Consider the following 25735-nt stretch of genomic DNA (forward strand, 5'->3'; position numbering starts at 1 on the left):
TGCTACCAGCGTAGCTTTTTACTCACCATAGGATTATCGGTGCCATGCAAGAACAATACCGTCCAGAAGATATAGAGCCGCAAGTTCAGCTTCATTGGCAAGAGAAGCAAACTTTTAAAGTGACAGAAGATAACAGTAAAGAAAAATATTACTGCCTGTCCATGCTACCTTACCCTTCTGGCCGACTACACATGGGCCATGTACGCAACTACACTATCGGCGACGTTATCTCCCGCTACCAGCGTATGCTGGGTAAAAATGTCCTACAACCTATCGGTTGGGATGCGTTTGGACTGCCTGCGGAAGGCGCCGCGGTCAAAAACAATACCGCGCCTGCTCCGTGGACCTATGCCAACATCGAATATATGAAAGGTCAGTTGAAAACACTGGGCTTCGGTTACGATTGGGATCGTGAAGTCACAACCTGTACCCCGGAATATTACCGTTGGGAACAGTGGTTCTTCACCCAATTGTATGAAAAGGGCTTGGTTTATAAAAAAACCTCCGCAGTTAACTGGTGCCCTCACGATCTGACCGTTCTAGCTAATGAACAAGTGGTCGATGGCTGTTGTTGGCGTTGTGACACTAAAGTTGAACGTAAAGAAATTCCGCAATGGTTTATCAAGATCACTGATTATGCCGAAGAGTTGTTAAATGATCTGGATACGCTGGAAGAGTGGCCTGAACAGGTCAAAACCATGCAGCGCAACTGGATTGGTCGCTCCGAAGGGGTAGAAATCACTTTTGATGTGGCTGATAGTCAGGAGAAGCTGACCGTCTATACTACCCGTCCTGATACGTTCCTCGGCGCCACTTATGTTGCGGTTGCCGCAGGCCATCCTCTGGCAAAACAAGCAGCAGAAAATAACCCTGAACTGGTTGTTTTCATTGATGAGTGCCGTAATACCAAAGTTGCAGAAGCAGATATGGCAACAATGGAGAAGAAAGGCATGGCAACCGGTATGTTTGCTATTCATCCATTGACCAAAGAGAAAGTGGCAATCTGGGTTGCAAACTTTGTCCTGATGGAATACGGCACCGGTGCTGTCATGGCAGTTCCCGGCCACGATCAACGCGATTGGGAATTTGCGACAAAATATAACCTGCCAATGAAAGCCGTTATTCTGGACAGTGAAGGTAATGAACCAAATGTTCATGAAGCCCCGGTAACGGATAAGAATGTTCTGTTTAATTCCGGTGAATTTAGCGGTCTGAATCACGAAGCCGGTTTTAATGCCATCGCTAATAAATTGGTGGAAATGGGCGTAGGTAAGCGTAAAGTCAACTATCGTCTGCGTGACTGGGGTGTTTCCCGTCAACGTTACTGGGGCGCTCCTATTCCAATGGCAACGCTGGAAGATGGCACGGTTGTTCCAGTTCCAGCAGATCAACTGCCTGTTATTCTGCCGGAAGATGTCAAAATGGATGGCATCACCAGCCCAATTAAAGCTGATCCTGAGTGGGCGAAAACCACTATCAACGACCAGCCGGCACTACGTGAGACAGATACTTTCGATACCTTTATGGAATCTTCCTGGTACTACGCTCGCTACACCTGTCCAGATTATGACAAAGGCTTGCTCGATCCAGCGGCAGCTAACTATTGGCTGCCAGTTGACCAATACATCGGTGGTATCGAACATGCCATCATGCATCTGATGTATTTCCGTTTCTTCCACAAACTGATGCGTGACGCTGGCTTGGTCAATTCCAATGAACCCGCTAAGCGCCTGTTATGTCAGGGCATGGTTCTCGCCGATGCTTTTTATTACATCGGCAAAAATGGTGAAAAAATCTGGGTTTCCCCAGCTGATACTATTGTTGAGCGTGATGATAAAGGCCGTATCGTTAAAGCGACGGATAAAGAAGGCCATGAGCTGGTTTATACCGGCATGAGCAAAATGTCTAAATCCAAAAACAACGGCATTGATCCACAATTGATGGTAGAAAAATATGGTGCTGATACCGTTCGCCTGTTTATGATGTTCGCGGCTCCACCAGAGCTGACGTTAGAATGGCAAGAATCCAGCGTTGAAGGGGCAAATCGCTTTCTGAAACGTGTGTGGCGTCTGGTTTATGAACATAGCAGCAAAGGGGCAACTCAACCGCTGGATATCACAAACCTGACAGTGGAACAAAAAGATCTATTTCGTGATCTGCACAAAACCATCGCTAAAGTCACAGATGATGTTGGTCGCCGCCAGGCATTCAATACTGCTATCGCCGCGGTAATGGAATTAATGAATAAACTGACCCGTGCGCCACAAGAAACTGAGCAGGATCGCGCTCTGATGCAAGAGGCGCTGTTGGCGGTTGTCCGTATGTTGTCACCAATAACGCCTCATGCTTGCTTTATTATGTGGCAAGCTCTGGGTGGTGAAGGAGATATTGATACGACTGATTGGCCACAAGCTGATGAGCAGGCAATGGTTGACGACACCAAACTAGTCGTCATTCAAGTTAACGGTAAAGTGCGTGGTCGTGTTACTGTGCCAGCCGATGCGACTAAAGAATATGTTCATGATCTGGCAGCACAAGAGTATGGTGTGGCGAAATATCTTGAAGGCGTCACTATTCGCAAAGTCATTTATGTACCAGGCAAACTGCTGAATCTGGTCGTCGGCTGATAAAGGAGGCAATGTGCGGCATCGTATTTTAACGTTGTTGCTGGGGTTGGCGGTGCTGGTCACCGCTGGCTGCGGTTTTCATCTGCGCGGCACCACTCAGGTGCCACCGGAACTCAAAAAGCTGCAATTAACAAGCGGTGACCCATATGGGCCACTAGCCCGTTCTGTTCGCCAACAGCTTCGTCTGAATAACGTCACTATCCTTGAGGATGGCAGCGCTGATACTCCTATTTTGAAGTTAATCGGCTCTTCTGAAAATAAAGATACTGTCTCTGTTTTCCAAGATGGTAAGGCTGCTGAACGCCAATTGACACTGTACGTTGACGCGCAAGTCATTATGCCAGACGGCAGCGTATATCCGCTGCGCTCCAGGGTTGACCGCTCTTTTTTCGACAACCCATTAGAAGCTCTGGCGAAAGATGCTGAAAACGAGATAATCAATCAGGAAATGCGTGAACAAGCCGCTCGCGGGTTAGTTCGCCAGTTATTGACTGTTCACAACGCAGAAAAGCAGAAAGCCAGAGAAAAGCAGTCAGGACAGCAAGCTGCGCAAGCACAATGATCAAACTCTATCCCGAACAACTGATTTCGCAGCTCAATGAGGGGCTGCGAAACTGTTATCTGATATGGGGTAATGAACCTCTACTATTGCAGGAAAGCCAAGATCACATCCGCAAGGCTGCTGAAAAACACGCATTCACGGAACACTTCACCTATACGCTGGACAATCATACCGAATGGGATGAGATATTTGGTATCTGTCAGTCATTAAGTCTATTTGCTAGCCGTCAAACACTCACTTTGCTTCTGCCGGAAAATGGCCCTAACGCAGCAATGGCTGAACAACTGGTAAAACTAGCAGAGCTTCTTCACCCAGATATACTGTTAATACTACGTGGTCTGAAATTAACCAAAGCTCAGGAGAACAGTAACTGGTTCAAAGCACTAGGAAAAAACGGTGTTTATGTCAGTTGTCAGACACCCGAACAGCACCGTCTGCCGCAATGGGTTGCACAACGGGCCAAAACCATGAAATTGACGCTGGAAGAGCAGGCCAATCAACTACTGTGTTACTGTTATGAAGGAAATTTACTGGCGTTGGCTCAGGCGCTTGAGCGACTCTCGCTGCTATACCCAGATGGTAAACTGACCTTACATCGTATTGAAAATGCAGTGAATGATGCGGCTCACTTTACACCTTATCATTGGGTAGACGCATTATTAGCGGGTAAAGCAAAACGAGCCTGGCATATTCTGAAACAGTTAAAACAGGAAGATTGCGAAGCTGTTATTCTATTACGTACCGTACAGCGGGAATTGCTGCTACTACTCACTCTGAAACGCCAAGGTACCACAACTCCGATGAAAACGCTGTTAGATCAGCATCGGGTATGGCAAAACCGTCGCCCATTACTGACAAGTGCTCTGCAACGTCTCACTCAACATGATTTGCAGCAAGCACTTCATTTACTTGTACAGATGGAACGCCAAATCAAGCAGGATTACGGCCAGCCTATTTGGTCAAATTTAGAAACTCTTTCCATGCTGTTATGTGGCAAAACCTTACCTGAGAGCTTGCTTAATGCCTCACACCACTAATTCTACTGGCCCGAAACAACCCGTTATTCAAGCATTATTTGGTGGAACATTCGATCCCATCCATTATGGGCATTTGCAACCAGTTGAAACCCTGGCATATCAAACTGGTCTGAAACAAGTGATTTTACTCCCAAATCACGTCCCTCCACACCGCCCACAACCAGAAGCCTCCGCACAACAGCGGCTTGAAATGGTACAACTGGCCGTACAAGATAACCCTCTGTTTACCGTCGATAGGCGTGAACTGGAGCGCACCACCCCCTCCTACACAATTGATACCCTAGAGTCATTCCGTCAGGAACTTGGCAACAAGCAACCACTGGCATTCATAATCGGCCAAGATGCTTTATTATCACTGCATACTTGGCATCGTTGGCAAGAACTGCTGAGTCTCTGCCATTTACTGGTTTGCGCTCGTCCTGGTTATCAAACCCAGTTTTCCACAACTAAAATGCAACAATGGTTTACAGAACATCAAATCTGCGATCCAAACCAGCTTGGTAGTCAACCTAACGGTTATATCTATCTGGCGGATACGCCACTGCTGCCTATCTCAGCAACAGACATCCGTCAACGCCACCAGCAAGGGTTAAGTTGTGACGATTTACTCCCCCTTGCAGTACAAAAATATATAGACTCACAGGGGTTATATCGCCAATAGCGAAATCTACCTCGATTAGTCGCTTAGTTGGCTTACCCTTAAGTGACCTGACATGCTATTATTCCGCACTATTTAATCAATTGTGATAAAAAATAAGGATGAGCCTTTTGCAAGGTAAAGAACTCCAACAGTTTGTTATTGATAAGCTTGAAAACTCCAAAGCACAAGATATCGTTTCCCTAGATGTCCAAGGGAAATCCAGTATTACCGATTGTATGATTATCTGCACCGGAACCTCTAACCGCCATCTGATGTCTGTCGCAGATAATCTGGTTGATGACTGTCGTGCGAGCGGCCTTATCCCACTTGGCGTTGAAGGGCAAGGCGTGTCTGACTGGATCGTCGTAGACCTCGGTGAAGTTATCGTACATGTCATGCAAGAAGAGAGCCGCCGCATGTATGAACTCGAAAAGCTCTGGAGCTGAGTTTGAAGCTGCAATTAATTGCTGTAGGTACAAAAATGCCGGACTGGATACAGGCCGGCTTTATCGATTATTTGCGCCGTTTTCCCAAAGATATGCCATTTGAATTGGTAGAAATTCCGGCTGGCAAACGGGGCAAAAATGCAGATATTAAGCGCATTCTGGAAAAAGAAGGCGAACAGATGCTGGCCGCTATTGGCAAAGGCAACCGTATTGTTACCCTGGATATTCCGGGTTCCCGTTGGGAAACACCTCAACTGGCGCAACAACTTGAACATTGGAAACGAGATGGTAGAGATGTCAGTTTATTGATAGGCGGGCCAGAAGGTCTCGCTCCAGCATGTAAAGCTGCCGCAGAACAAAGCTGGTCACTGTCGCCGCTGACCTTACCCCATCCTCTGGTCCGGGTTTTGGTTGCGGAAAGCCTGTACCGGGCATGGAGCATTACCACCAATCATCCCTATCATCGGGAATAATTTGGTTATCAACGGATAAAAGCGAATTCTGGCAATGGGATGAAAAATAAACGTACCCCTTTTCGTGATTATACGGCTGAATCAGCCCTATTTGCTCGCCGCGCATTGGTGGCGTTTATTATCATCCTGGTACTGACTGGTATCCTGATTGCCAATCTTTACCATTTACAAATTACTCGCCACGAAGACTATCAAACCCGTTCAAACGAAAACCGTATTAAACTGGTTCCAATTGCGCCAAGCCGCGGTATCATCTATGACCGTAACGGCACCCCATTGGCGCTTAATCGAACCATCTACCAGTTGGAAATCATCCCCGAAAAGGTAGAAAACCTTGAGCAAACGCTGAATGATTTACGTAATGTTATCGATCTGACTGACGAAGACATTGCCAACTTTGAAAAAGAGCGTAAGCGTTCGCGCCGATTTACCTCTATCCCACTAAAAACGTCGCTTGATCATATTCAAGTCGCACGCTTTGCCGTTAACCAATACCGTTTCCCTGGTTTTGAAATAAAAGGTTACCAACGCCGCTTCTATCCTTATGGTTCAGCACTGACACATATCATCGGTTATGTGGCTAAAATTAATGATAAAGATGTAGAACGATTGGATAAAGAAGGTATTTTACCTAATTACGCCGCTACCCATGACATCGGCAAACTGGGTATTGAACGCTACTATGAAGCTGTTTTACACGGCAAAACAGGTTACGAAGAAGTCGAAGTGAATAACCGAGGCCGGGTAATACGCCAATTACATGAACAACCACCGCAGGCCGGACAAGATATTTACCTCACTATCGATCTCGAATTGCAGATCTACATTGAGAAACTCCTCACAACCAGCCGTGCTGCGGTCGTTGTCAGTGATCCACGTAATGGAGAAATTCTGGCGCTGGTATCTAACCCAAGCTATGATCCAAACCTATTCGTAAACGGCATCTCCAATAAGAACTACCAGGAATTATTAAACAACCCTGATAGACCGCTTATTAATCGTGCTACTCAAGGGATCTACCCTCCAGCTTCGACAGTGAAACCTTTCATTACTGTTGCAGCACTAAGCACAGGCGTGATCAATAAAAATACCACCATTTTTGATCCGGGTTGGTGGCAATTACCGGGTTCAGAAAAACGCTACCGTGACTGGAAACGTTGGGGACATGGTAGTCTCAATCCGCATAGAGCCATTGTAGAATCAGCGGATACTTTCTTTTATCAAGTTGCCTATGATATGGGAATTGATCGTCTATCCGAATGGATGACCAAGTTCGGCTATGGCGAATACACTGGCATCGACTTAGCCGAAGAACGCACCGGTATCATGCCTACTCGTGAATGGAAACAAAGGAAATATAAAAAACCTTGGTACCAAGGAGATACCATTCCTGTTGGCATCGGCCAAGGATATTGGACAGCAACCCCCATTCAAATGGTGAAAGCGCTGATAACTTTAATTAATGATGGTAATGTAAAAACACCACATCTGCTGCTAAGCAAGAAGCTGAAAGGTGAGATGATCCCTTATCAACAAACAGAAAATATCCAGATTGGCGATATCCATTCAGGATATTGGGAATTGGCAAAAAGTGGCATGTACGGTGTTGCCAACTTGCCAAACGGTACCGGCCACAAGAGTTTTACCGGCACGCCTTATAAAGCAGCGGCCAAATCGGGAACAGCACAGGTCTACAGTTATGAAACCTACAATGCCAGTAAAATTGCAGAGCATTTACGGGATCATAAGCTGATGATTGCTTTCGCGCCTTATGAAAATCCGACCGTAGCTCTTTCCATTATTTTAGAGAATGGCGGCGCAGGTCCAGCAGTAGGAACCCTTGTTCGCCAAATCCTCGACCATGTACTATTAGGGGATAACAACACAACATTGCCGAATGCGGTCCCGACTCCCCCCGGAACAGAAAGTGACTGATTAACACCATGACAGAAAACCAAAAAAGGGTTCCTCTCTGGACCAGATTACATATCGACCTACCGTTACTCCTGTGCATTTTGGCATTGCTGATATACAGCGCTTTTGTTATGTGGAGCGCCAGCGGTCAAGATATGGGTATGATGGAGCGCAAAGTTGGTCAAATTGGCGCCGGACTGGTTGTCATGCTCATCATGGCGCAGATTCCGCCAAGAGTTTATGAAAGCTGGGCGCCCCATCTCTATATTGTTTGTGTCGTTTTACTGATTTTTGTCGATGCTTTCGGGCAAATAAGTAAAGGCGCACAACGCTGGCTGGATTTAGGCATCATCCGCTTCCAACCTTCTGAGATTGCCAAGATCGCAGTACCACTGATGATCGCACGCTTTATGAACCGCGATTTATGCCCACCCTCGCTGAAAAATACCACCATTGCTCTGATGCTCATTTTTCTGCCTACTCTACTGGTCGCCGCTCAACCAGATCTGGGGACTTCAATTCTAATCGCGGCTTCCGGCCTATTCGTCCTGTTCCTTTCCGGCATGAGTTGGCGATTGATCGGGATCGCAGCTCTACTGTTAGCCTGTTTCATCCCCATTTTGTGGTTCTTCCTGATGCATGGCTATCAGCGTGATCGCGTCATGATGCTGCTTGATCCAGAAAGCGATCCGCTAGGCAAGGGGTACCATATTATTCAATCAAAAATCGCGATTGGCTCCGGTGGTTTATCAGGTAAAGGTTGGCTATTAGGAACACAATCTCAACTGGAATTTCTGCCGGAACGTCATACAGATTTCATATTTGCCGTACTGTCGGAAGAACTTGGTTTAATTGGCGTATTACTGTTATTAACATTATATATGTTATTAATTCTGCGTGGGCTGGTCATCGCAACCAAGGCGCAGAACACTTTTGGCCGGGTTATGGTTGGCGGCTTGGTGTTAATCCTGTTTGTTTATATCTTCGTCAATATTGGCATGGTGAGTGGTATTCTGCCTGTAGTAGGCGTTCCTTTGCCATTTGTCAGTTATGGCGGTTCAGCGTTAATCGTCTTGATGGCTGGTTTCGGCATTATCATGTCGATTCACACACACCGAAAATTGTTGTCCAAAAGTTTATAGAGAAGAGGTTTCAATGCGTCAACACTGGCTTATACTTGGCATGATTGCAGCCCTGCTATCCGGCTGTACTACTCCTGACAAACAAAAACCTTCCCCGTTACCAACAGTACCAACGCAGGATGTTCTGGGAGCAGAACCTCGCTACGAGCCTTATCACCCTAGCGCCAATAATGATTATCAGATGAACGGACATACTTATCACATTGTGCAAAATCCGTCTCAATTCAGTGAAACTGGCTACGCGAGTTGGTACGGTGAGGAATCTAGCGGCAAAATGACCGCAATTGGCGAGCGTTTTAATCCTTATGCGCTGACAGCCGCCCATCCTACCCTGCCAATTCCAAGTTATGTCCGTGTGACCAACTTGAGCAATGGCCGTATGATGATCGTTAGAGTCAATGACCGTGGTCCTTATAAACCTGGACGAATTATCGATTTATCGAAGGCTTCTGCTGAACGTTTAAACCTGACTCAAAGTACCAAAGTTAAGGTTGATTTTATTGAGGTGGCCCAAGACGGTTCTGTATCTGGCCCCGGTACCATTGGCAGCCAGATAGTTAAACAGAGTTACGCTCTACCGGGTAGACCCACGCTGACAACCAGCCCACTAGGAACACCAACAATGGAGAACGTCCCTGATCAGACCGGCAGCCAGCCTTTAACAAATCAGCAGGTGGAACAAACTCAATCATTGCTGGCGCAACCGGAAACTACCGAGCAACTACCCGCAATGAAGCTTCAACCCCCTAAACCTGTTACAAACAGTACTTCGATAGTAACAGCACCGACAGCCGCCTCAGCGAATGGTTTTATGGTTCAGGTTGGCGCTGTTAGCAGTGAGCAACGAGCAAAAGAGTGGCAACAAACACTGGCGCAACGCTTTAATGTTCAAGGACGCATAACTCAACATAGTAACGTTTATCGTGTACAGTTGGGGCCATTCAACAATCGCCAGCAAGCTGCCGATTTACAACAAAAACTGGCTGACCAGATACAACAATCTTCTTTTATCGTCAGCCCTTAATTGTTCTCTTACTGATATCTCACTTTGATTCAGATATCAGTAAGAGGAGTAAAAAAATGTAAACCCGAGTCTTGTCAAAATTTGGCAATGTCAGTATTTTTTTCATTTGCTATGATGTGGCTCGATATCAACCTTTTCTCACGGATGCTGTCCAACCGACCATGAAATATACAACCAGTTCTCATTTTATAAAAAGCGCCGCCTTGGGTGTCGCGCTGGCAATAAGTGCTTCTGCCTTTGCCGATGGAAATGATGTCAACCTGAAAACGATGATCCCAGGCGTGCCTCAGATCGATGCGGAAGCTTATATCCTGATCGACTACAATTCAGGCAAAGTGCTGGCCGAAATGAATGCAGATGCACACCGTGATCCTGCCAGTCTGACAAAAATGATGACCAGTTATGTCATTGGTCAAGCAATTAAATCAGGCAAAATCCACCCAAATGATATGGTCACTGTCGGTACTGACGCATGGGCAACAGGTAATCCGGTATTTAAAGGTTCTTCCCTGATGTTCCTCAAGCCAGGCGATCAAGTCTCGGTTTCCATGTTATCCCGCGGTATAAACTTGCAATCCGGTAACGATGCCTGTGTTGCAATGGCAGATTATGTTGCCGGTAGCCAAGAGTCTTTCGTTAATTTAATGAATGGTTATGTGAAATCGCTTGGATTAAAGAATACGAATTTCAAAACCGTTCATGGTCTGGATGCAGAAGGCCAATACAGCTCCGCCCGTGATATGGCGCTGATTGGTCAAGCGCTGATCCGGGATGTTCCCGAAGAGTACGTCATCTACAAAGAAAAAGAGTTTACCTATAACAATATCCGTCAGACAAACCGTAACGGCTTGTTGTGGGATAAGAGCTTGAATGTCGATGGTATCAAAACCGGCCACACTAGCGCAGCAGGTTATAATCTGGTCGCTTCTGCAACGGAAGGCGATATGCGCCTGATTTCTGCGGTATTAGGCGGCCACACTTATAAAGGCCGAGAAACAGAAAGTAAGAAACTACTGACCTGGGGTTTCCGTTTCTTTGAAACTGTTGCTCCTCTGCAAGCAAACAAAGAGTTCGCTTCTGAACCAATCTGGTTTGGCGATAACGATAGAGTTCAGTTAGGTGTTGATAAAGATGTTTATCTGACTATTCCCCGTGGTCGTCTGAAAGATCTGAAAGCCAGCTATGTCATGGATAATAGTGAATTACATGCGCCGCTCACGAAAAATCAAGTCGTGGGTACTATCAACTTTCAACTTGATGGTAAGACTATTGAACAGCGGCCTTTAGTCGTCATGAATGAAGTAAAAGAAGGCGGTATCTTCAGCCGCTTTATCGATTACATCAAGCTATTATTTCATCATTGGTTTGGCTAATTCTTGAAATAATTAAGCGATAAACAGAACCCGCCAAAGCGAATCGCGGGCTACTGCCTGATCGCAGCAAATGCCCCCGCATTTTAAGGCGGGGGAAGTATCAAATTTTACAGAAGAAACTGACCGTACGTATCACGGAAAGCAAAAACAGGAGCGCCCATGAAAACGAAATTAAATGAACTGCTGGAGTTCCCTTGTTCATTCACTTACAAAGTGATGGGCCTGGCGGAGCCTGAGCTAGTCAATCAGGTCGTTGAGGTAGTTCAACGCCATGCACCGGGCGATTACTCTCCACAAGTGAAACCAAGCAGTAAAGGCAACTACCATTCAGTATCCATTACCATCAATGCGACTCATATTGAACAGGTAGAAACTCTGTATGAAGAGTTAGGTAACCTTGAACTGGTACGGGTCGTGCTGTAATAGAAGCAGAAAAATCCCCTATAATTTCACAGGGGATTCTTTATCTATCAGAAATACCACTATTTCAGGCGTACTAAACTGGAGAGAACCTCTTCCGAGGGTTATACTGACCAAATCTTATAGCTATCAAATGAAGTTTCAATTGCAACATAAAACGATTTTCTTACGTCAATTAGGAATACAACCCTACGGGCCGATTTCTGATGCAATGCACTTATTCACTGAGCAGCGAGATATTAATACACCTGATGAAATCTGGCTGGTACAGCATCCAAAAGTCTTTACTCAAGGACAAGCAGGTAAAGCTGAACATTTGCTGTCCCTTGGTGATATTCCGATTATTCAATCCGATCGTGGTGGACAAGTCACCTATCATGGCCCTGGTCAGCAGGTTATGTATGTCATGATTGACATCAAACGCGCCAAAATTGGTGTACGGCAATTGGTTACGGCGATAGAGGATACTGTCATTAAAACCCTTGCTCACTTTGGTGTGGAAGCCTATGCCCGCCCGGATGCCCCCGGTGTCTACGTCAATGAAGCCAAAATTTGCTCTCTTGGATTACGGATACGCAAAGGTTGTTCTTTCCACGGGTTAGCCCTCAATATCTCAATGGATTTAGAACCCTTTTTGCGTATTAATCCTTGTGGCTATGCCGGCATGAAAATGATTCAACTCAGTGATTTAGTTCCCGGAATTACTGTTGAGCAAGTACAGCCTATTCTGGTGGAGAAATTTTGCCGGCAGTTAGGATTTAAATTGAACAATTAAAGATGCTATAATTTTTTAACATTTTTCAAAAATTTTTTAATGGTTTGTCATACAGTAGACTGAATGATAAATCTCAACCTGATGAATTTAACACTGGAACCAGCACGATTATGAGTAAACCAATTCAGATGGAACGCGGCATTAAGTACCGCGACGCAGACAAAATGGCGCTGATCCCGGTCAAAACAGTGATGACCGAACGTACAGAAATCTTGCGTAAACCTGAGTGGATGAAAATCAAACTTCCTGCGGATTCCAGCCGCATTCAGGGCATCAAATCCGCCATGCGCAAGAATGGTCTGCATTCCGTCTGTGAAGAAGCGTCCTGCCCTAACCTGGCTGAATGTTTCAATCACGGTACAGCAACCTTCATGATCCTTGGCGCAATTTGCACCCGCCGTTGCCCTTTCTGTGATGTTGCACACGGCCGCCCAATGGCGCCTGACTCCAACGAACCGGTAAAACTGGCACAAACCATTAAAGATATGGCTCTGCGCTACGTTGTCATCACCTCCGTTGACCGTGATGATCTACGTGACGGTGGCGCTCAACACTTTGCTGATTGTATCTCTGCTATTCGTGAAAAAAATCCATCCATTAAGATTGAAACCTTAGTTCCTGATTTCCGTGGACGTATGGATCGCGCACTTGAAATACTGACAGCGACACCGCCCGACGTCTTTAACCATAACCTGGAAAACGTACCCCGGGTTTACCGTCAGGTGCGCCCTGGTGCAAACTATGAGTGGTCATTAAAATTACTTGAGAAGTTTAAAGAAGCCCACCCTAATATTCCAACAAAATCAGGTCTGATGGTCGGCCTCGGTGAAACCAACGAAGAAATTATTGACGTTATGCGCGATCTGCGCCGCCACGGTGTTACCATGCTGACTCTGGGCCAATATCTACAGCCTAGTCGTCATCATTTACCGGTACAGCGCTACGTCAGCCCACAGGAATTTGATGAAATGAAAGAAGAAGCGTTAGCTATGGGATTCACCCATGCTGCCTGCGGTCCATTTGTTCGTTCTTCTTATCATGCTGACTTGCAAGCCAGAGGTGAAGAGGTCAAATAACCCAGTTTCTTATACCCTATGGATTTCAAGCTGCATCGCGACGGCAAGGGAGTGAATCCCCGGGAGCATAGCAAACTATGTAACCGGGGTGAGCGAATGCAGCCAACAAAGAGGCAACTTGAAAGATGACGGGTATATTATGACTAATATTATTCTGGCAGTATTTATCGGAGGTGGCTTTGGCAGCGTATTACGCTGGTTTATCAGCCTCCGCCTTAATAATATTTCTTCTAATATCGCGATTGGCACCCTTACTGTTAACTGTATCGGTGCATTAATTATCGGACTAGGGTTAGCCTATTTTAATAAATCTACCCATCTCGATCCGGCCTGGAAATTGATGTTGACCACCGGTTTTTGTGGAGGTTTAACAACCTTTTCCACCTTTTCTGTTGAAGTGGTTTATTTGTTACAGGAAGGAAAACTAGGATGGGCGCTGGGAACAGTTTTGCTTAATCTTTTTGGCTCATTATTAATGACCGTGTTAGCTTTTGTATTGATGCGTGAACTTTAAATTAAAATTATCTGCATATCACACAAGCCAAAAAAAACCCGTTGAAATAACGGGTTTTCGAAATACGGAGTTAAAATCAGATAGCGACAACGTTTACAGCAGATGGACCTTTAGCGCCGTCAGTGATTTCAAACTCTACTTTTTGACCTTCTGCCAAAGTTTTAAATCCGTTACTCTGAATAGCAGAGAAATGCACAAATACGTCTTTGCTACCATCTTCTGGAGTGATAAACCCGAATCCTTTAGATTCATTAAACCACTTAACGTTACCTTTAATTTTAGACATCAAACTTACCTTTAACGTGAAAATTAAGACACAAAATCTGTGTCGCATACAGTACAGCAAATAAGTTGGTTCATTGTCTACAACCAAGATCACGAAAAGCATAATAAAATACGATAGATGTTATCTTTAATTTAGTTTTACCACTAAATAATACACATATATAAATATCTATAACCCTCCCTGGTCTTTTATCACGCAATTTACCTAACAAACAAATGACTAGGCTTTTTCATGTTCCAATAGCCAACTTTTAATATTCAAGCCTCCGGTATATCCCACCAATTTACCATCATGTCCAATAACACGATGGCAAGGCACAATTAATGAGATCGGATTACGAGAATTAGCCATTCCTACCGCGCGGCAATAATTAACTGAACCTAATGCTAATGAAAGTTGCTTATAACTCCACACTTCTCCAAATGGGATCTTACATAGCTGTAACCATACACGCTGCTGGAATTCAGTTCCTGCCGGGTTGAGTGGAACAGAAAACTCAGTACGCTTACCCGCAAAATATCCCCGTAACTCTTTCACGCACTGCTTAGTAATATCATTTTTTACTTCGGGCGCTGTTTTTTCATCGACAAAATATAGACTGGTCACCCCCTTATCATCCGCAGTGATATGAATATACGGTTTAGGGAATCCTTTGGGTGTATCAAAATAGTGATGATACATAACCACCTCCATTGAAAAAAATATCAATCATTATAGGGATTAGAGTAAATCGTCTTTTCGACAAATTGCAATGATGAATTCAGTTGCTCCCTTACCACCGACTAGAAAACTTAAACTTGTCTAAAGGCGAAAAGCCAGCCAACAAACAGAGAATAACTCACATTGTAATTTTAATGATAGTCACTCCATGTAAAATTAACACCATATATAGTATGGTTGAAATAAAATTTCACCATATATAGTATAGCTCAAGTTCTGGCCTTTAGTAAAATTATTACTCATGAACCAAATTTTGCCATTGCATGCCCACAAACTGACAAAGGAGTCGTTAATGAGCATTACCATTTATAGCAAACCAGACTGTGTACAATGCAACGCAACCTATCAAGCGCTAAGCCGAAGAAACATTCCTTATCAGATTGTCGATTTGACCGAAAACCCGCAGGCTTTAGTGACTATCCGTGCTATGGGCTATCAGCAAGTTCCTGTGGTTGTCACGGACACACAGCATTGGTCAGGATTTCGTCCAGATAAAATCAACGCATTAACTGAGAATTTGTAGGTTTATTATGAATATAAATCCGCTGATCTATTTCTCCAGTTCGTCCAGTAATAGCCATAGATTTGTTCAGAAACTGGAGATACCAGCCCTTCGTATTCCGATCAATCAATCAGGCAACCCATTAAACGTAACCTCTCCTTACATTTTACTGACACCCAGTTATGGCGGTGGTAGTGCTAAAGGCGCCGTTCCACCACAAGTGATTCGATTTCTAAATATCGCCGAAAACCGGGCACTAATCCGGGGAGTCATCGCGGCCGGGAATACAAACTTTGGCGAAGCTTACGGCATCGCTGGGCGGGTAATTTCAGAGAAATGTCAAATCCCCCTCCTATACCGTTTTGAACTGTTGGGTACTGAAGAAGATGTACAACGGGTACGCCAAGGTATTCAAAGATTCTGGCAACTGATTCACTAGAGAATAGGTAATTATGACTTTTCAAATTAATGCACAACAGGATTATCATGCTTTAAATGCCTTGCTCAATCTGTACGATAGTGACGGAAAGATGCAATTTGATAAAGACAAACTGGCTATTCATTACTATTTTCGCCAGCATGTAAATCCAAACACACTATTTTTTGATAGCTTAAAAGAGAAGCTGGATTTCCTCCAACAAGAGGGATATTACGAAACAAACGTGCTGGAGCAATACGATTTTGCTTTTATTAAAAAGCTCTTTCAGCAAGCCTATGGCAAAAAATTCCGCTTTCAAACCTTTCTGGGCGCATTCAAATATTACACCGGCTATACTCTGAAAACCTTCGATAATAAACGCTATCTGGAACGCTATGAAGATCGGGTATGCATGGTAGCACTGACCCTGGCCCAAGGCGATCAGATGCTGGCTTGTCGTCTGGTGGATGAGATGATCAGCGGCCGTTTTCAACCAGCAACGCCAACTTTTCTTAATTGCGGTAAGAAACAGCGAGGAGAATTGGTTTCCTGTTTCCTGCTGCGCATTGAAGACAATATGGAATCCATCGGACGTTCGGTGAATTCAGCATTACAGCTTTCAAAACGTGGCGGTGGTGTCGCATGTTTACTCAGTAACCTACGGGAAACGGGCGCCCCGATAAAAATGATTGAAAACCAATCATCAGGTGTTATCCCAGTGATGAAAATGCTGGAAGATGCATTCTCATATGCCAATCAACTCGGTGCACGCCAGGGTGCGGGGGCTGTTTATCTCCATGCTCATCACCCCGATATTCTCCGTTTTTTGGATACAAAACGGGAAAATGCCGACGAAAAAATTCGTATCAAAACACTCTCTATTGGCGTCGTTATTCCTGATATTACTTTTAAGTTGGCTAAACATAATGAAGATATGTATCTATTCTCACCTTATGATATTCAACGGGTTTATGGTATGCCAATGTCCGAAATTAGCATTACAGAGAAATATGCTGAAATGGTGAATAACCAACAAATTCGGAAATCAAAAATCAATGCCCGTGAATTTTTCATGACGTTAGCCGAGATCCAATTCGAATCTGGCTATCCCTATATTATGTATGAAGACACTGTGAATAATGCTAACCCAATTAAAGGTCGGATTAATATGAGTAATTTATGCTCCGAAATTTTACAGGTTAACAGTGCCAGCGAATATGAAGATGATTTAAGTTACCGCCATATTGGGAAAGATATTAGTTGTAATCTGGGATCAATGAATATAGCTCATACAATGGATTCACCTGATTTTGCCCTCTCTATTGAAACGGCTGTCCGCGCTTTAACCGCGGTATCAGATATGAGCCATATCCGTTCAGTTCCTTCTATTGAAAAAGGAAATCAGGATTCTCATGCCATTGGTTTGGGGCAAATGAATCTTCACGGCTATTTGGCAAGGGAAAAAATTCATTATGGTTCCGAAGAAGGAATAGATTTCACCAATATCTATTTCTATATTGTCACTTACCACGCTCTACGTACTTCCAATCAGATCGCCATTGAACGCAATAGCTACTTTAAAGGTTTTAAAGATTCTCGTTATGCCAGTGGTGAATTTTTCAATAAATATACAGAAAGCGCATGGCAACCTCAGACAAAAAAAGTCTCTCAATTGTTTGAACAAGCAGGAACAACCATTCCTAATCAACAAGACTGGCTTGCATTAAAAGCCTCAATTATGACTCACGGTATTTACAATCAAAATCTCCAAGCCATTGCTCCTACAGGTTCTATTTCATATATCAACAATTCAACCTCAAGCATTCACCCGATTGTATCCCGTATTGAGATCCGTAAAGATGGTAAAACAGGACGGGTATATTACCCAGCGCCATTTATGACGAATAATAATCTTGAATATTACCAAGATGCTTACGAAATAGGACCGGAAAAAATTATTGATACTTATGCTATAGCCACTCAACACATCGATCAAGGATTATCACTGACACTCTTCTTCAAAGACGACACCACTACCCGTGATATTAACAAAGCCCAAATTTATGCCTGGCGTAAAGGAATTAAAACACTTTATTACATCCGTCTGAAACAGACTGCTCTGGAAGGCACGGAAGTACAAGATTGTGTTTCATGCTCACTGTAAAATGATTCTGGAAATTTATTATGATTAGTAATCCTATACGCGCAATTAACTGGAACCGGATTGAAGATGACAAAGATCTAGAAGTTTGGAACCGACTGACAACTAATTTTTGGTTACCGGAAAAAATTCCATTATCCAATGATATTCCTTCATGGAATACACTGACGACAGAAGAAAAAGAGCTGACTATTCGGGTATTCACTGGGCTGACACTACTGGACACAATCCAGAACACTGTTGGCGCTCCAGCGCTAATGGAAGATGCTCTGACACCTCACGAAGAAGCGGTTATGTCCAATATTAGCTTTATGGAAGCTGTCCACGCGCGTTCTTATAGTTCCATTTTTTCAACATTATGCCTAACAACTGATGTGGATGATGCTTATCGCTGGAGTGAAGGGAATATTTCATTACAGAATAAAGCCAAAATTATATTAAATCATTATAGTTATCATCATCCATTAAAGAAAAAAGTCGCCAGTGTTTTTCTAGAATCATTTTTATTCTATTCAGGATTCTATTTACCTATGTATTGGTCAAGTCGAGGAATATTAACAAATACAGCGGATTTAATCCGACTTATTATCCGAGATGAAGCCATTCATGGTTATTATATTGGATATAAATTTCAACAATCACTAAATAAATATTCAACATTAGAGCAAAAAGAAATTAAAGAATTCACTTTTTCATTATTATTAGAATTATACGAAAATGAAATTAAATACACAGAAGAACTTTATGATATTGTTGGCTGGAGCGAAGATGTTAAAAAATTCTTGCATTACAATGCCAATAAAGCGTTAATGAATCTTGGCTATGAAACTTTATTTCCTCCAGAAATGACAGATGTCAGCCCTGCAATCCTATCTGCATTATCACCAAATGCCAATGAAAACCATGATTTCTTTTCTGGTTCAGGTTCATCATATGTTATCGGTAAAGCAGTTAATACTGAGGATGAAGATTGGAATTTCTAAAGAGAATGGTTTGATTTTACATAGGATAATTCAAAATAACTATAATACTCTAATATTTTAATGGCCAGATTATTGAGCCTCTTTTTTAAACGATAAAACGCCATAAAATCCTTATATTTTTATGGCGTTTTTTCATAACTGTTACCATTTCTACGGATATTTTTTACCATCCCCGACTCTTATTATCATCCTAAACAACAAGAAACATTAATATAGCTAATTAATTCTAAATTAAATTTCATCACAATTAGATATAATCAACATTATAAACTAATAATCGATTCTATTCACAATATAATGAATGATTTATTTGGCAATCAAATGAAAAAACACATCAATAACAGCAACATAGAATAAGATTACTCTTTTAATACCCACATTGATTTGTACGAAATAATTTGCCAATGTCAATGAGATTACGACAAATACATCTAATTTAATCCATTTAATATTACTATTTTTTACATTAATTATTATTAACATAGGGTTGTCAGGCTCTCTCAGTGTGTTAGGGTATATATATTCAAAGCATCATGCAGAGATGAATAATGCATAACACCATTACATAACCATTGAAAGGAAAGTAATTATTTCATGGCAATTAAACTTGAAGTTAAAAACCTCTATAAGATATTTGGCGATCATCCAGAATATGCTTTCAAATTATTGAATTCAGGCTTGAGCAAAGATCAGATATTTGAAAAGACAGGTATGACGGTTGGCATACAAAATGCCAATCTGGCCATTGAAGAAGGCGAAATATTTGTCATCATGGGATTATCAGGCTCCGGCAAATCCACAATGGTACGCCTTCTCAATCGCCTGATAGAACCAACTCGCGGCCAAGTATTAATTGACGGTGAAGATATTTCTGAGATTCCAGAAACAGCGTTAAGAGAAATTCGCCGTAACAAAATCAGTATGGTTTTCCAATCATTTGCACTGATGCCACATCTAAACGTACTGGAAAACAGCGCCTTTGGTATGGAACTTGCTGGTATCGCCAAACAAGAGCGCGATCAAAAAGCACTAGACGCATTGAAGCAAGTAAACCTGGAAAATTATGCGCAATCCTATCCAGATGAGCTATCAGGCGGCATGCGCCAACGCGTCGGGCTTGCCAGAGCACTCGCTAATAACCCAGATATTTTGCTAATGGATGAAGCGTTTTCTGCCCTCGACCCATTAATTCGTACAGAAATGCAAGATGAACTGCTAAGTCTGCAAGGCAATCAGCCGCGGACTATCGTTTTTATTTCTCATGATTTAGATGAAGCAATGCGCATCGGCGATCGGATTGCCATTATGCAAGACGGTGTTGTTGTACAAGTCGGCACGCCTGATGAAATCCTGAATAATCCAGCAAATGACTATGTGAAAACTTTCTTTCGCGGCGTAGATATCAGCCATGTATTTAGTGCTAAAGACATTGCCCGTCGCCGTCCAGACTCTCTGCTTCATATTGCACCCGGTTTTGGTCCTCTTTCTGCATTGAAAGTCCTCGATGACGAAAACAGAAACTATGGTTACTTGATCGAACATGGACAAAAATTCGCCGGTATAGTTTCCACAAATTCATTAGAAAAAGCATTACGGGAAAAAAAATCTATCGAACACGCCATATTAGCGGAACCGACCGCCGTTGCCGCAGATATGCCCCTCAACGAGCTGATTGCCGTTGTAGCGCAATCACCTTGTGCAGTTCCGGTTGTTGGAAATAACGACAAATACATCGGCGTTATTTCCAAAGGGATGCTGTTGCAGGCATTAGATAAGGAGACACCAAATGAGTAATCAAAACGAACATCAAACTCAGCCTGGACAGAATACACAGGATATCCCTTCCTCCGCTGTTGATAATACAGACCCCTGGAGCAACGGAACCAGTGCTGACAATGCAACAGGTTCTGACTGGCTGGATGCTCCCACAACTACGGTACAGCCTGAACATTTCAATATCATGGACCCATTCCAACACCCACTTATCCCCTTAGATTCATGGGTAACACATGCTATTGATTGGATTGTGCTAAATTTTCGTCCCGCATTTCAGGGAATACGCGTCCCCATTGACTTTGTTCTCAGTGGCTTTGAACAATGCCTGACTTCAATACCAGCGCCTATTGCCATCCTATTTTTCGCCCTGATTGCCTGGCAGTTATCAGGCATTGGCATGGGTATTGCCGCGCTGATTTCTCTGGTAATTATTGGTGCAATAGGCGCATGGTCTGAAGCGATGGTTACGCTATCGCTAGCTCTGACATCTCTGTTGTTCTGCACTATCGTTGGCTTACCACTCGGTATATGGCTGGCACACAGCAAAAGAGCTGCAAAAATCATTCAACCTCTGCTTGATGCTATGCAAACCACACCGGCATTCGTCTATCTGGTCCCGATTGTCATGCTGTTTGGCATCGGTAACGTGCCTGGAGTTATCGTCACCATTATCTTTGCTCTCCCCCCGATTGTCCGTCTGACAATTTTAGGCATCAAACAAGTTCCGACAGATCTGATAGAAGCAGCCGAATCTTTTGGCGCCAGCCCTCGCCAGATGCTGTTTAAAGTTCAATTACCACTGGCTATGCCAACCATTATGGCCGGTGTCAACCAAACCTTGATGCTAGCCCTATCAATGGTTGTTATTGCATCAATGATTGCAGTTGGTGGTTTAGGCCAAATGGTTTTGCGAGGTATTGGCCGTCTCGATATGGGACTTGCCGCAGTAGGCGGCGTCGGGATTGTTATTCTGGCGATTCTCCTTGACCGCCTAACACAGTCCCTTGGCCGCGATAACCGAACGAAAGGGGTAAATCGCTGGTATGCCACTGGGCCAATTGGGTTAATTACCCGTTTATTCAGCCAAAAAGCATAACCTTCAAAAACACCGATCAAACCACAAGAGTTTGGTAAACACATGATGACCGCAACAGGAGAAAAAACCATGCGCAAAATAGTTATCTGGGCGATATCCCTGTCATCACTGATAAGCTCTCAATTATTCGCTGTCGAATTACCAGGTAAAGGTATCAGCGTACAACCCGTACAAAGCACCCTTAGCGAAGAAACATTCCAGACGTTGATCGTCAGTAAAGCATTGGAAAAGCTTGGCTATGATGTCAAACCCATCAAAGAAGTAGACTACAACGTCGCCTATTCCTCTATCGCTTCCAGTGACGCAACCTTTATGGCTGTAAGTTGGGAACCTCTGCACAACACCCAATATCAGGCAACAGGCGGCAACGCAAAATTCTACCGTGTTGGCAACTATGTAGAAAATGCCGCTCAGGGGTACTTAATCGACAAAAAAACAGCGGAAAAATACAACATCACGAATATTGCCCAACTGAAAGATCCGAAAATAGCCAAATTATTCGATACTAACGGTAATGGCAAAGCCGATTTGACTGGCTGTAATCCCGGCTGGGGCTGTGAAATCGCCATTAACCATCATCTTAAAGCTTATGGTTTAAACAATAGCGTTGAACATAATCAAGGGAACTATGCGGCCATGATGGCAGATACTATTACCCGCTATAAAGAAGGCAAACCCATCTTATATTACACATGGACACCTTATTGGGTCAGTGATGTGCTGAAACCGGGCAAAGATGTTGTCTGGCTGCAAGTTCCTTTCTCCGCTATGCCTAACGATGAAAGGATAGATACGAAACTGCCAAATGGTGCTAACTATGGTTTCCCGCCAAGTATTATGCACATTGCCGCCAATAAAAAGTGGGCAGAAGTCAACCCGTCCGCCGCCAAACTATTTTCTATCATGAAAATGCCCCTCGCTGATATCAACGCCCAAAATTTGCGGATGCATAATGGTGAAGCATCACAAGCGGAGATTGAACGTCACGCCAATGGTTGGATTAGGGCTCATCAGAAATTGTTTGATGGTTGGATCGAAACCGCCGCCAAGGCTGCCGAAAATAATTAACATTCTGGATATTACAGTGAATTGGTCTATACCAATTCACTATTTTTCACTTTCATTTTCTTTTATACCAAACTTATCGACTCAATTAGTGTTTTTAAGTTTAACCCCTCGATTCCCTCTGTTTTAACATTGAATCTGATAATAAAAAATCATTACAATGTGAAAAATTTATCACGTGACTACTTACTGTTTTTAATAAATTAAATATCTATCTCCCTCACTTAACCTGCTGTTTAAATATAAGAAAACCTATCTATGGAAGAAAATATTTCCCGTACATCATTAAGCCCTGCTTTAGTAGCTCTGATGGCGATCGCCACAGGTCTGGTTGTCGCCAGCAACTACTATGCGCAACCACTGCTCGATACTATCGCACTACAATTTAATCTGACCGCCAATGAAGCGGGATTTATTGTGACCACAGCTCAATTGAGCTATGCCGTCGGCTTGATATTCCTTGTGCCACTAGGTGATATATTTGAGCGACGCGGCCTGATTGTCTCCATGACAATATTAGCCGCCGTTGGATTATTGATTACCGCTACATCGCAAAACATCTGGCAAATGCTATTAGGAACGGCACTGACGGGCTTATTTTCGGTAGTCGCCCAAGTACTGGTCCCTCTGGCCGCGACACTTGCCCTCCCCCACCAGCGCGGGAAAGCTGTCGGTACGATTATGAGCGGTTTACTGCTTGGAATATTACTGGCAAGAACCATATCAGGAACAATGGCGACTCTTGGTGGCTGGCGAACTGTTTTTTGGGTTGCCAGCGTCTTATTGGTGATCCTTTCTTTAACATTATGGCGCTACCTGCCCCGTTATAAACAAGTAACTGATCTCAATTATTTCCAATTACTACGCTCTATTGCAAAATTCGTTACTACAACCCCTCTTCTAAGAGTACGCTCTATACTGGGAGCACTGACATTTGCCAATTTCAGCATGCTATGGACATCAATGGCATTCTTGCTCTCAGCGCCTCCTTTTAACTATTCCGAAGGCGTAATCGGCTTATTTGGGTTAGTCGGCGCCGCCGGAGCACTAATGGCAGCCAAAACTGGGCAACTCGTTGATAAAGGAAAAGGCTCTCTGACCACCACCATTTCTCTGGTGCTATTACTACTTTCATGGATACCGATCGGCTTAGCCAAAGAATCATTAATTGGCTTTATGATAGGTATTTTGCTTCTTGATATTGCAATTCAAGGCGTTCACGTTACGAATCAAAGCACGATATACCGCATTATGCCGGAAGCCAGAAACCGACTCACTGCCGCTTACATGACCATCTATTTTATCGGTGGAGCCTTTGGCTCTCTGGTTTCAGGCTATGCTTACAAACACTCAGGTTGGTATGGCGTCGCCGCCGCTGGCATGGCTATCAGTACAATCAACCTAATCGTTTGGTTTTTCGGCAAAAAGTACGAACCAAAGACGTCGTAAAAAACAGGCCATGACATAAAAAACGCTTAAATAAAAACATTTATGAAACATTTATTAAGGATGATATTTTCTATTTGATTTCCTTTTGTTAATGTTACATAACATTTATATAACCAGATGGATTTTATGCCTGTTTCTGATACATCATCCCCCTTAACCAGTAAAAAATCTTCTTTTACTGAAGGAATAATAGACAGTTTACCTATTGTCATCGGTTACATTCCCGTAGCCTTTGCTTTTGGTCTCAATGCTGTAAAACTTGGCTTCAACCCAATAGAAGCCATCTTCTTTTCATGCATCATCTACGCCGGCGCGAGTCAATTTGTCATCACAGCTTTATTAAGCGCAGGCACATCACTCTGGATCTCTGCCCTAACAATCATGGCAATGGATGTTCGCCATATTCTTTATGGCCCATCTTTAAGACACCGTATCAAAGATAAGTTAACGGAGAAAAAAACCGTTATCTGGGCTTTTGGCCTGACAGATGAGGTTTTTGCCGCCGCTACTGCAAAACTCATTAAAAACCAACGGAGCTGGAGTGAAAACTGGATGGTTGCTATCGCGATCTGTTCCTGGCTGGCCTGGGTCGTAGGTACCGCAGCCGGGGCATTTCTTGGTAACGGTTATTTGGAATCCTACCCTGCCATAGAAGCTGCCATGATTTTCATGTTACCAGCACTGTTTCTCAGTTTTCTTCTCGCTTCTTGCAGAAAGCAAAATAGTTATTGTGTTGCAACCGCGCTAACCGGAGCACTATTGGGGATTACATTTTTCTCAATTCCAGTTGCTATTCTGGCGGGTATTGTCGGTGGTTGTATCGCAGCACTATTACAACCGCAAAATAGTTGCAATGACTCTTCTGCACAAAAGGAAACATCATGATTGACAGCAAGATTCTGCTCATTGGGCTATTTGTTGGGGTAGCTAACTTTTCGTTTCGCTATCTGCCACTACGATTTGGGAAAGCACGTCAATCTGCCGGCAGGAAAGGTGGAAAAACAAGCATTATTCTTGACAGTATTGGCATTGCATCCATTTGTTCTTTACTCATCGTATCGGGTGTACCTGATGTGATGAGAGAGAGTCAAAAGCTATTTCCGACCCTCATAGGCTGTCTGACTATCTGCTTAATCTTTTACAAAACAAGGAAAATTATACTCGCAACGTTATTCGGAGCGCTGCTTTTTGGACTAACATTCAAAATATTTATGAATTAGGTATCAATATCAAAAGAAATATGATGATAACAAATA

General features: G+C 43.5%; 26 protein-coding genes. 24 read left to right on the top strand and 2 right to left on the bottom strand.

Going from position 1 to position 25735, the window contains the following annotated elements; all coding sequences use genetic code 11:
* Positions 1-44 precede the first annotated feature (44 nt).
* From leuS to crcB, 14 genes are all read left to right on the top strand, one after another.
* The gene (gene leuS / locus EAE92_RS14415; RefSeq protein ID WP_214068564.1) at positions 45-2627 is read left to right on the top strand and encodes a leucine--tRNA ligase; all 2583 of its coding nucleotides are present in this window, start codon (positions 45-47) and stop codon (positions 2625-2627) included.
* A 13-nt stretch (positions 2628-2640) separates the two neighbouring features.
* On the top strand, positions 2641-3189 hold the full coding sequence (lptE, locus tag EAE92_RS14420; RefSeq protein WP_214068565.1) for an LPS assembly lipoprotein LptE: 549 nt from the start codon (positions 2641-2643) through the stop codon (positions 3187-3189).
* Positions 3186-4226 carry a DNA polymerase III subunit delta gene (gene holA, locus EAE92_RS14425; protein WP_214068566.1) on the top strand — a complete coding sequence of 347 codons (1041 nt, stop codon included), beginning with the start codon at positions 3186-3188 and terminating at the stop codon, positions 4224-4226. Before lptE ends, holA begins: the two co-directional genes overlap by 4 nt.
* Positions 4210-4887 (top strand): nicotinate-nucleotide adenylyltransferase, encoded by a 678-nt coding sequence (nadD, locus tag EAE92_RS14430; RefSeq protein WP_214068567.1) that lies wholly within the window; start codon positions 4210-4212, stop codon positions 4885-4887. Before holA ends, nadD begins: the two co-directional genes overlap by 17 nt.
* Before the next feature lie 98 nt (positions 4888-4985).
* Complete coding sequence (rsfS, locus tag EAE92_RS14435; RefSeq protein ID WP_074525019.1) at positions 4986-5312, top strand: ribosome silencing factor; 327 nt, start codon at positions 4986-4988, stop codon at positions 5310-5312.
* Positions 5313-5314: 2 nt separating this feature from the next.
* Positions 5315-5785: a 23S rRNA (pseudouridine(1915)-N(3))-methyltransferase RlmH gene (gene rlmH / locus EAE92_RS14440; protein WP_040151546.1), complete on the top strand. Its 471-nt coding sequence runs from the start codon at positions 5315-5317 to the stop codon at positions 5783-5785.
* 39 nt (positions 5786-5824) lie between these two features.
* The gene (gene mrdA / locus EAE92_RS14445; protein ID WP_036813319.1) at positions 5825-7720 is read left to right on the top strand and encodes a peptidoglycan DD-transpeptidase MrdA; all 1896 of its coding nucleotides are present in this window, start codon (positions 5825-5827) and stop codon (positions 7718-7720) included.
* Between the two features lie 8 nt (positions 7721-7728).
* Positions 7729-8841: a peptidoglycan glycosyltransferase MrdB gene (gene mrdB, locus EAE92_RS14450; protein WP_214068568.1), complete on the top strand. Its 1113-nt coding sequence runs from the start codon at positions 7729-7731 to the stop codon at positions 8839-8841.
* A gap of 13 nt (positions 8842-8854) precedes the next feature.
* Positions 8855-9865 carry an endolytic peptidoglycan transglycosylase RlpA gene (gene rlpA, locus EAE92_RS14455; RefSeq protein ID WP_214068569.1) on the top strand — a complete coding sequence of 337 codons (1011 nt, stop codon included), beginning with the start codon at positions 8855-8857 and terminating at the stop codon, positions 9863-9865.
* A gap of 161 nt (positions 9866-10026) precedes the next feature.
* Entirely contained in the window at positions 10027-11238 is a 1212-nt protein-coding gene (dacA, locus tag EAE92_RS14460) for a D-alanyl-D-alanine carboxypeptidase DacA (protein WP_214068570.1), read from the top strand.
* A 159-nt stretch (positions 11239-11397) separates the two neighbouring features.
* Complete coding sequence (ybeD, locus tag EAE92_RS14465; RefSeq protein ID WP_011145617.1) at positions 11398-11661, top strand: DUF493 family protein YbeD; 264 nt, start codon at positions 11398-11400, stop codon at positions 11659-11661.
* A 130-nt stretch (positions 11662-11791) separates the two neighbouring features.
* Positions 11792-12433, top strand: a complete 642-nt coding sequence (gene lipB / locus EAE92_RS14470; RefSeq protein WP_214068571.1) for a lipoyl(octanoyl) transferase LipB — start codon at positions 11792-11794, stop codon at positions 12431-12433.
* Positions 12434-12543: 110 nt separating this feature from the next.
* A complete protein-coding gene (gene lipA, locus EAE92_RS14475) occupies positions 12544-13509 on the top strand; it encodes a lipoyl synthase (RefSeq protein WP_214068572.1) in 966 nt (321 codons plus the stop codon).
* A 139-nt stretch (positions 13510-13648) separates the two neighbouring features.
* The gene (crcB, locus tag EAE92_RS14480) at positions 13649-14023 is read left to right on the top strand and encodes a fluoride efflux transporter CrcB (RefSeq protein ID WP_214068573.1); all 375 of its coding nucleotides are present in this window, start codon (positions 13649-13651) and stop codon (positions 14021-14023) included.
* Between the two features lie 76 nt (positions 14024-14099).
* Here the strand turns inward: crcB and cspE are convergent, their stop codons facing one another.
* Both cspE and EAE92_RS14490 read right to left on the bottom strand, forming a co-directional pair.
* Positions 14100-14309, bottom strand: coding sequence for a transcription antiterminator/RNA stability regulator CspE (gene cspE / locus EAE92_RS14485; RefSeq protein ID WP_021323071.1), 210 nt, complete (start codon positions 14307-14309; stop codon positions 14100-14102).
* A gap of 219 nt (positions 14310-14528) precedes the next feature.
* Positions 14529-14990 (bottom strand): methylated-DNA--[protein]-cysteine S-methyltransferase, encoded by a 462-nt coding sequence (locus EAE92_RS14490; protein ID WP_036776753.1) that lies wholly within the window; start codon positions 14988-14990, stop codon positions 14529-14531.
* A gap of 331 nt (positions 14991-15321) precedes the next feature.
* On the opposite strand from EAE92_RS14490, the gene nrdH reads away from it, so the two are divergent.
* The 10 genes from nrdH to ygaH all read left to right on the top strand — a co-directional run bounded on the left by nrdH (position 15322) and on the right by ygaH (position 25699).
* Positions 15322-15552 (top strand): glutaredoxin-like protein NrdH, encoded by a 231-nt coding sequence (gene nrdH, locus EAE92_RS14495; protein ID WP_214068574.1) that lies wholly within the window; start codon positions 15322-15324, stop codon positions 15550-15552.
* A gap of 13 nt (positions 15553-15565) precedes the next feature.
* Complete coding sequence (gene nrdI / locus EAE92_RS14500; RefSeq protein ID WP_214068587.1) at positions 15566-15970, top strand: class Ib ribonucleoside-diphosphate reductase assembly flavoprotein NrdI; 405 nt, start codon at positions 15566-15568, stop codon at positions 15968-15970.
* Between the two features lie 13 nt (positions 15971-15983).
* Complete coding sequence (gene nrdE, locus EAE92_RS14505) at positions 15984-18113, top strand: class 1b ribonucleoside-diphosphate reductase subunit alpha (RefSeq protein WP_214068575.1); 2130 nt, start codon at positions 15984-15986, stop codon at positions 18111-18113.
* Positions 18114-18133: 20 nt separating this feature from the next.
* A complete protein-coding gene (gene nrdF / locus EAE92_RS14510) occupies positions 18134-19093 on the top strand; it encodes a class 1b ribonucleoside-diphosphate reductase subunit beta (RefSeq protein WP_214068576.1) in 960 nt (319 codons plus the stop codon).
* A 594-nt stretch (positions 19094-19687) separates the two neighbouring features.
* Complete coding sequence (gene proV / locus EAE92_RS14515) at positions 19688-20887, top strand: glycine betaine/L-proline ABC transporter ATP-binding protein ProV (RefSeq protein WP_214068577.1); 1200 nt, start codon at positions 19688-19690, stop codon at positions 20885-20887.
* Entirely contained in the window at positions 20880-21965 is a 1086-nt protein-coding gene (proW, locus tag EAE92_RS14520; protein WP_214068578.1) for a glycine betaine/L-proline ABC transporter permease ProW, read from the top strand. Before proV ends, proW begins: the two co-directional genes overlap by 8 nt.
* A gap of 69 nt (positions 21966-22034) precedes the next feature.
* Positions 22035-23033: a glycine betaine/L-proline ABC transporter substrate-binding protein ProX gene (gene proX, locus EAE92_RS14525; protein ID WP_214068579.1), complete on the top strand. Its 999-nt coding sequence runs from the start codon at positions 22035-22037 to the stop codon at positions 23031-23033.
* A 255-nt stretch (positions 23034-23288) separates the two neighbouring features.
* The gene (locus EAE92_RS14530) at positions 23289-24479 is read left to right on the top strand and encodes an MFS transporter (RefSeq protein WP_036813304.1); all 1191 of its coding nucleotides are present in this window, start codon (positions 23289-23291) and stop codon (positions 24477-24479) included.
* Positions 24480-24605: 126 nt separating this feature from the next.
* Entirely contained in the window at positions 24606-25364 is a 759-nt protein-coding gene (locus EAE92_RS14535; RefSeq protein WP_214068580.1) for an AzlC family ABC transporter permease, read from the top strand.
* Positions 25361-25699 carry an L-valine transporter subunit YgaH gene (gene ygaH, locus EAE92_RS14540; protein WP_246545221.1) on the top strand — a complete coding sequence of 113 codons (339 nt, stop codon included), beginning with the start codon at positions 25361-25363 and terminating at the stop codon, positions 25697-25699. The genes EAE92_RS14535 and ygaH overlap by 4 nt, the downstream gene beginning before the upstream one ends.
* Positions 25700-25735: the final 36 nt, after the last annotated feature.

The sequence above is a fragment of the Photorhabdus hainanensis genome, from assembly GCF_018448965.1.
GTDB classification, from domain to species: domain Bacteria; phylum Pseudomonadota; class Gammaproteobacteria; order Enterobacterales; family Enterobacteriaceae; genus Photorhabdus; species Photorhabdus akhurstii.

What these genes read in the sequence shown, in the direction of transcription:
- proV (WP_214068577.1), top strand. Translation starts at nt 19,688, where the DNA reads ATGGCAATTAAACTTGAAGTTAAAAACCTCTATAAGATATTTGGCGAT.
- EAE92_RS14535 (WP_214068580.1), top strand. Translation starts at nt 24,606, where the DNA reads ATGCCTGTTTCTGATACATCATCCCCCTTAACCAGTAAAAAATCTTCT.
- ybeD (WP_011145617.1), top strand. Translation starts at nt 11,398, where the DNA reads ATGAAAACGAAATTAAATGAACTGCTGGAGTTCCCTTGTTCATTCACT.
- proW (WP_214068578.1), top strand. Translation starts at nt 20,880, where the DNA reads ATGAGTAATCAAAACGAACATCAAACTCAGCCTGGACAGAATACACAG.
- rlpA (WP_214068569.1), top strand. Translation starts at nt 8,855, where the DNA reads ATGCGTCAACACTGGCTTATACTTGGCATGATTGCAGCCCTGCTATCC.
- mrdA (WP_036813319.1), top strand. Translation starts at nt 5,825, where the DNA reads ATGAAAAATAAACGTACCCCTTTTCGTGATTATACGGCTGAATCAGCC.
- nrdF (WP_214068576.1), top strand. Translation starts at nt 18,134, where the DNA reads ATGATTAGTAATCCTATACGCGCAATTAACTGGAACCGGATTGAAGAT.
- cspE (WP_021323071.1), bottom strand. Translation starts at nt 14,309, where the DNA reads ATGTCTAAAATTAAAGGTAACGTTAAGTGGTTTAATGAATCTAAAGGA.
- nrdE (WP_214068575.1), top strand. Translation starts at nt 15,984, where the DNA reads ATGACTTTTCAAATTAATGCACAACAGGATTATCATGCTTTAAATGCC.
- mrdB (WP_214068568.1), top strand. Translation starts at nt 7,729, where the DNA reads ATGACAGAAAACCAAAAAAGGGTTCCTCTCTGGACCAGATTACATATC.
- proX (WP_214068579.1), top strand. Translation starts at nt 22,035, where the DNA reads ATGCGCAAAATAGTTATCTGGGCGATATCCCTGTCATCACTGATAAGC.
- crcB (WP_214068573.1), top strand. Translation starts at nt 13,649, where the DNA reads ATGACTAATATTATTCTGGCAGTATTTATCGGAGGTGGCTTTGGCAGC.
- leuS (WP_214068564.1), top strand. Translation starts at nt 45, where the DNA reads ATGCAAGAACAATACCGTCCAGAAGATATAGAGCCGCAAGTTCAGCTT.
- lipA (WP_214068572.1), top strand. Translation starts at nt 12,544, where the DNA reads ATGAGTAAACCAATTCAGATGGAACGCGGCATTAAGTACCGCGACGCA.
- rsfS (WP_074525019.1), top strand. Translation starts at nt 4,986, where the DNA reads ATGAGCCTTTTGCAAGGTAAAGAACTCCAACAGTTTGTTATTGATAAG.
- EAE92_RS14530 (WP_036813304.1), top strand. Translation starts at nt 23,289, where the DNA reads ATGGAAGAAAATATTTCCCGTACATCATTAAGCCCTGCTTTAGTAGCT.
- EAE92_RS14490 (WP_036776753.1), bottom strand. Translation starts at nt 14,990, where the DNA reads ATGTATCATCACTATTTTGATACACCCAAAGGATTCCCTAAACCGTAT.
- lipB (WP_214068571.1), top strand. Translation starts at nt 11,792, where the DNA reads ATGAAGTTTCAATTGCAACATAAAACGATTTTCTTACGTCAATTAGGA.
- nrdH (WP_214068574.1), top strand. Translation starts at nt 15,322, where the DNA reads ATGAGCATTACCATTTATAGCAAACCAGACTGTGTACAATGCAACGCA.
- holA (WP_214068566.1), top strand. Translation starts at nt 3,186, where the DNA reads ATGATCAAACTCTATCCCGAACAACTGATTTCGCAGCTCAATGAGGGG.
- nadD (WP_214068567.1), top strand. Translation starts at nt 4,210, where the DNA reads ATGCCTCACACCACTAATTCTACTGGCCCGAAACAACCCGTTATTCAA.
- dacA (WP_214068570.1), top strand. Translation starts at nt 10,027, where the DNA reads ATGAAATATACAACCAGTTCTCATTTTATAAAAAGCGCCGCCTTGGGT.
- ygaH (WP_246545221.1), top strand. Translation starts at nt 25,361, where the DNA reads ATGATTGACAGCAAGATTCTGCTCATTGGGCTATTTGTTGGGGTAGCT.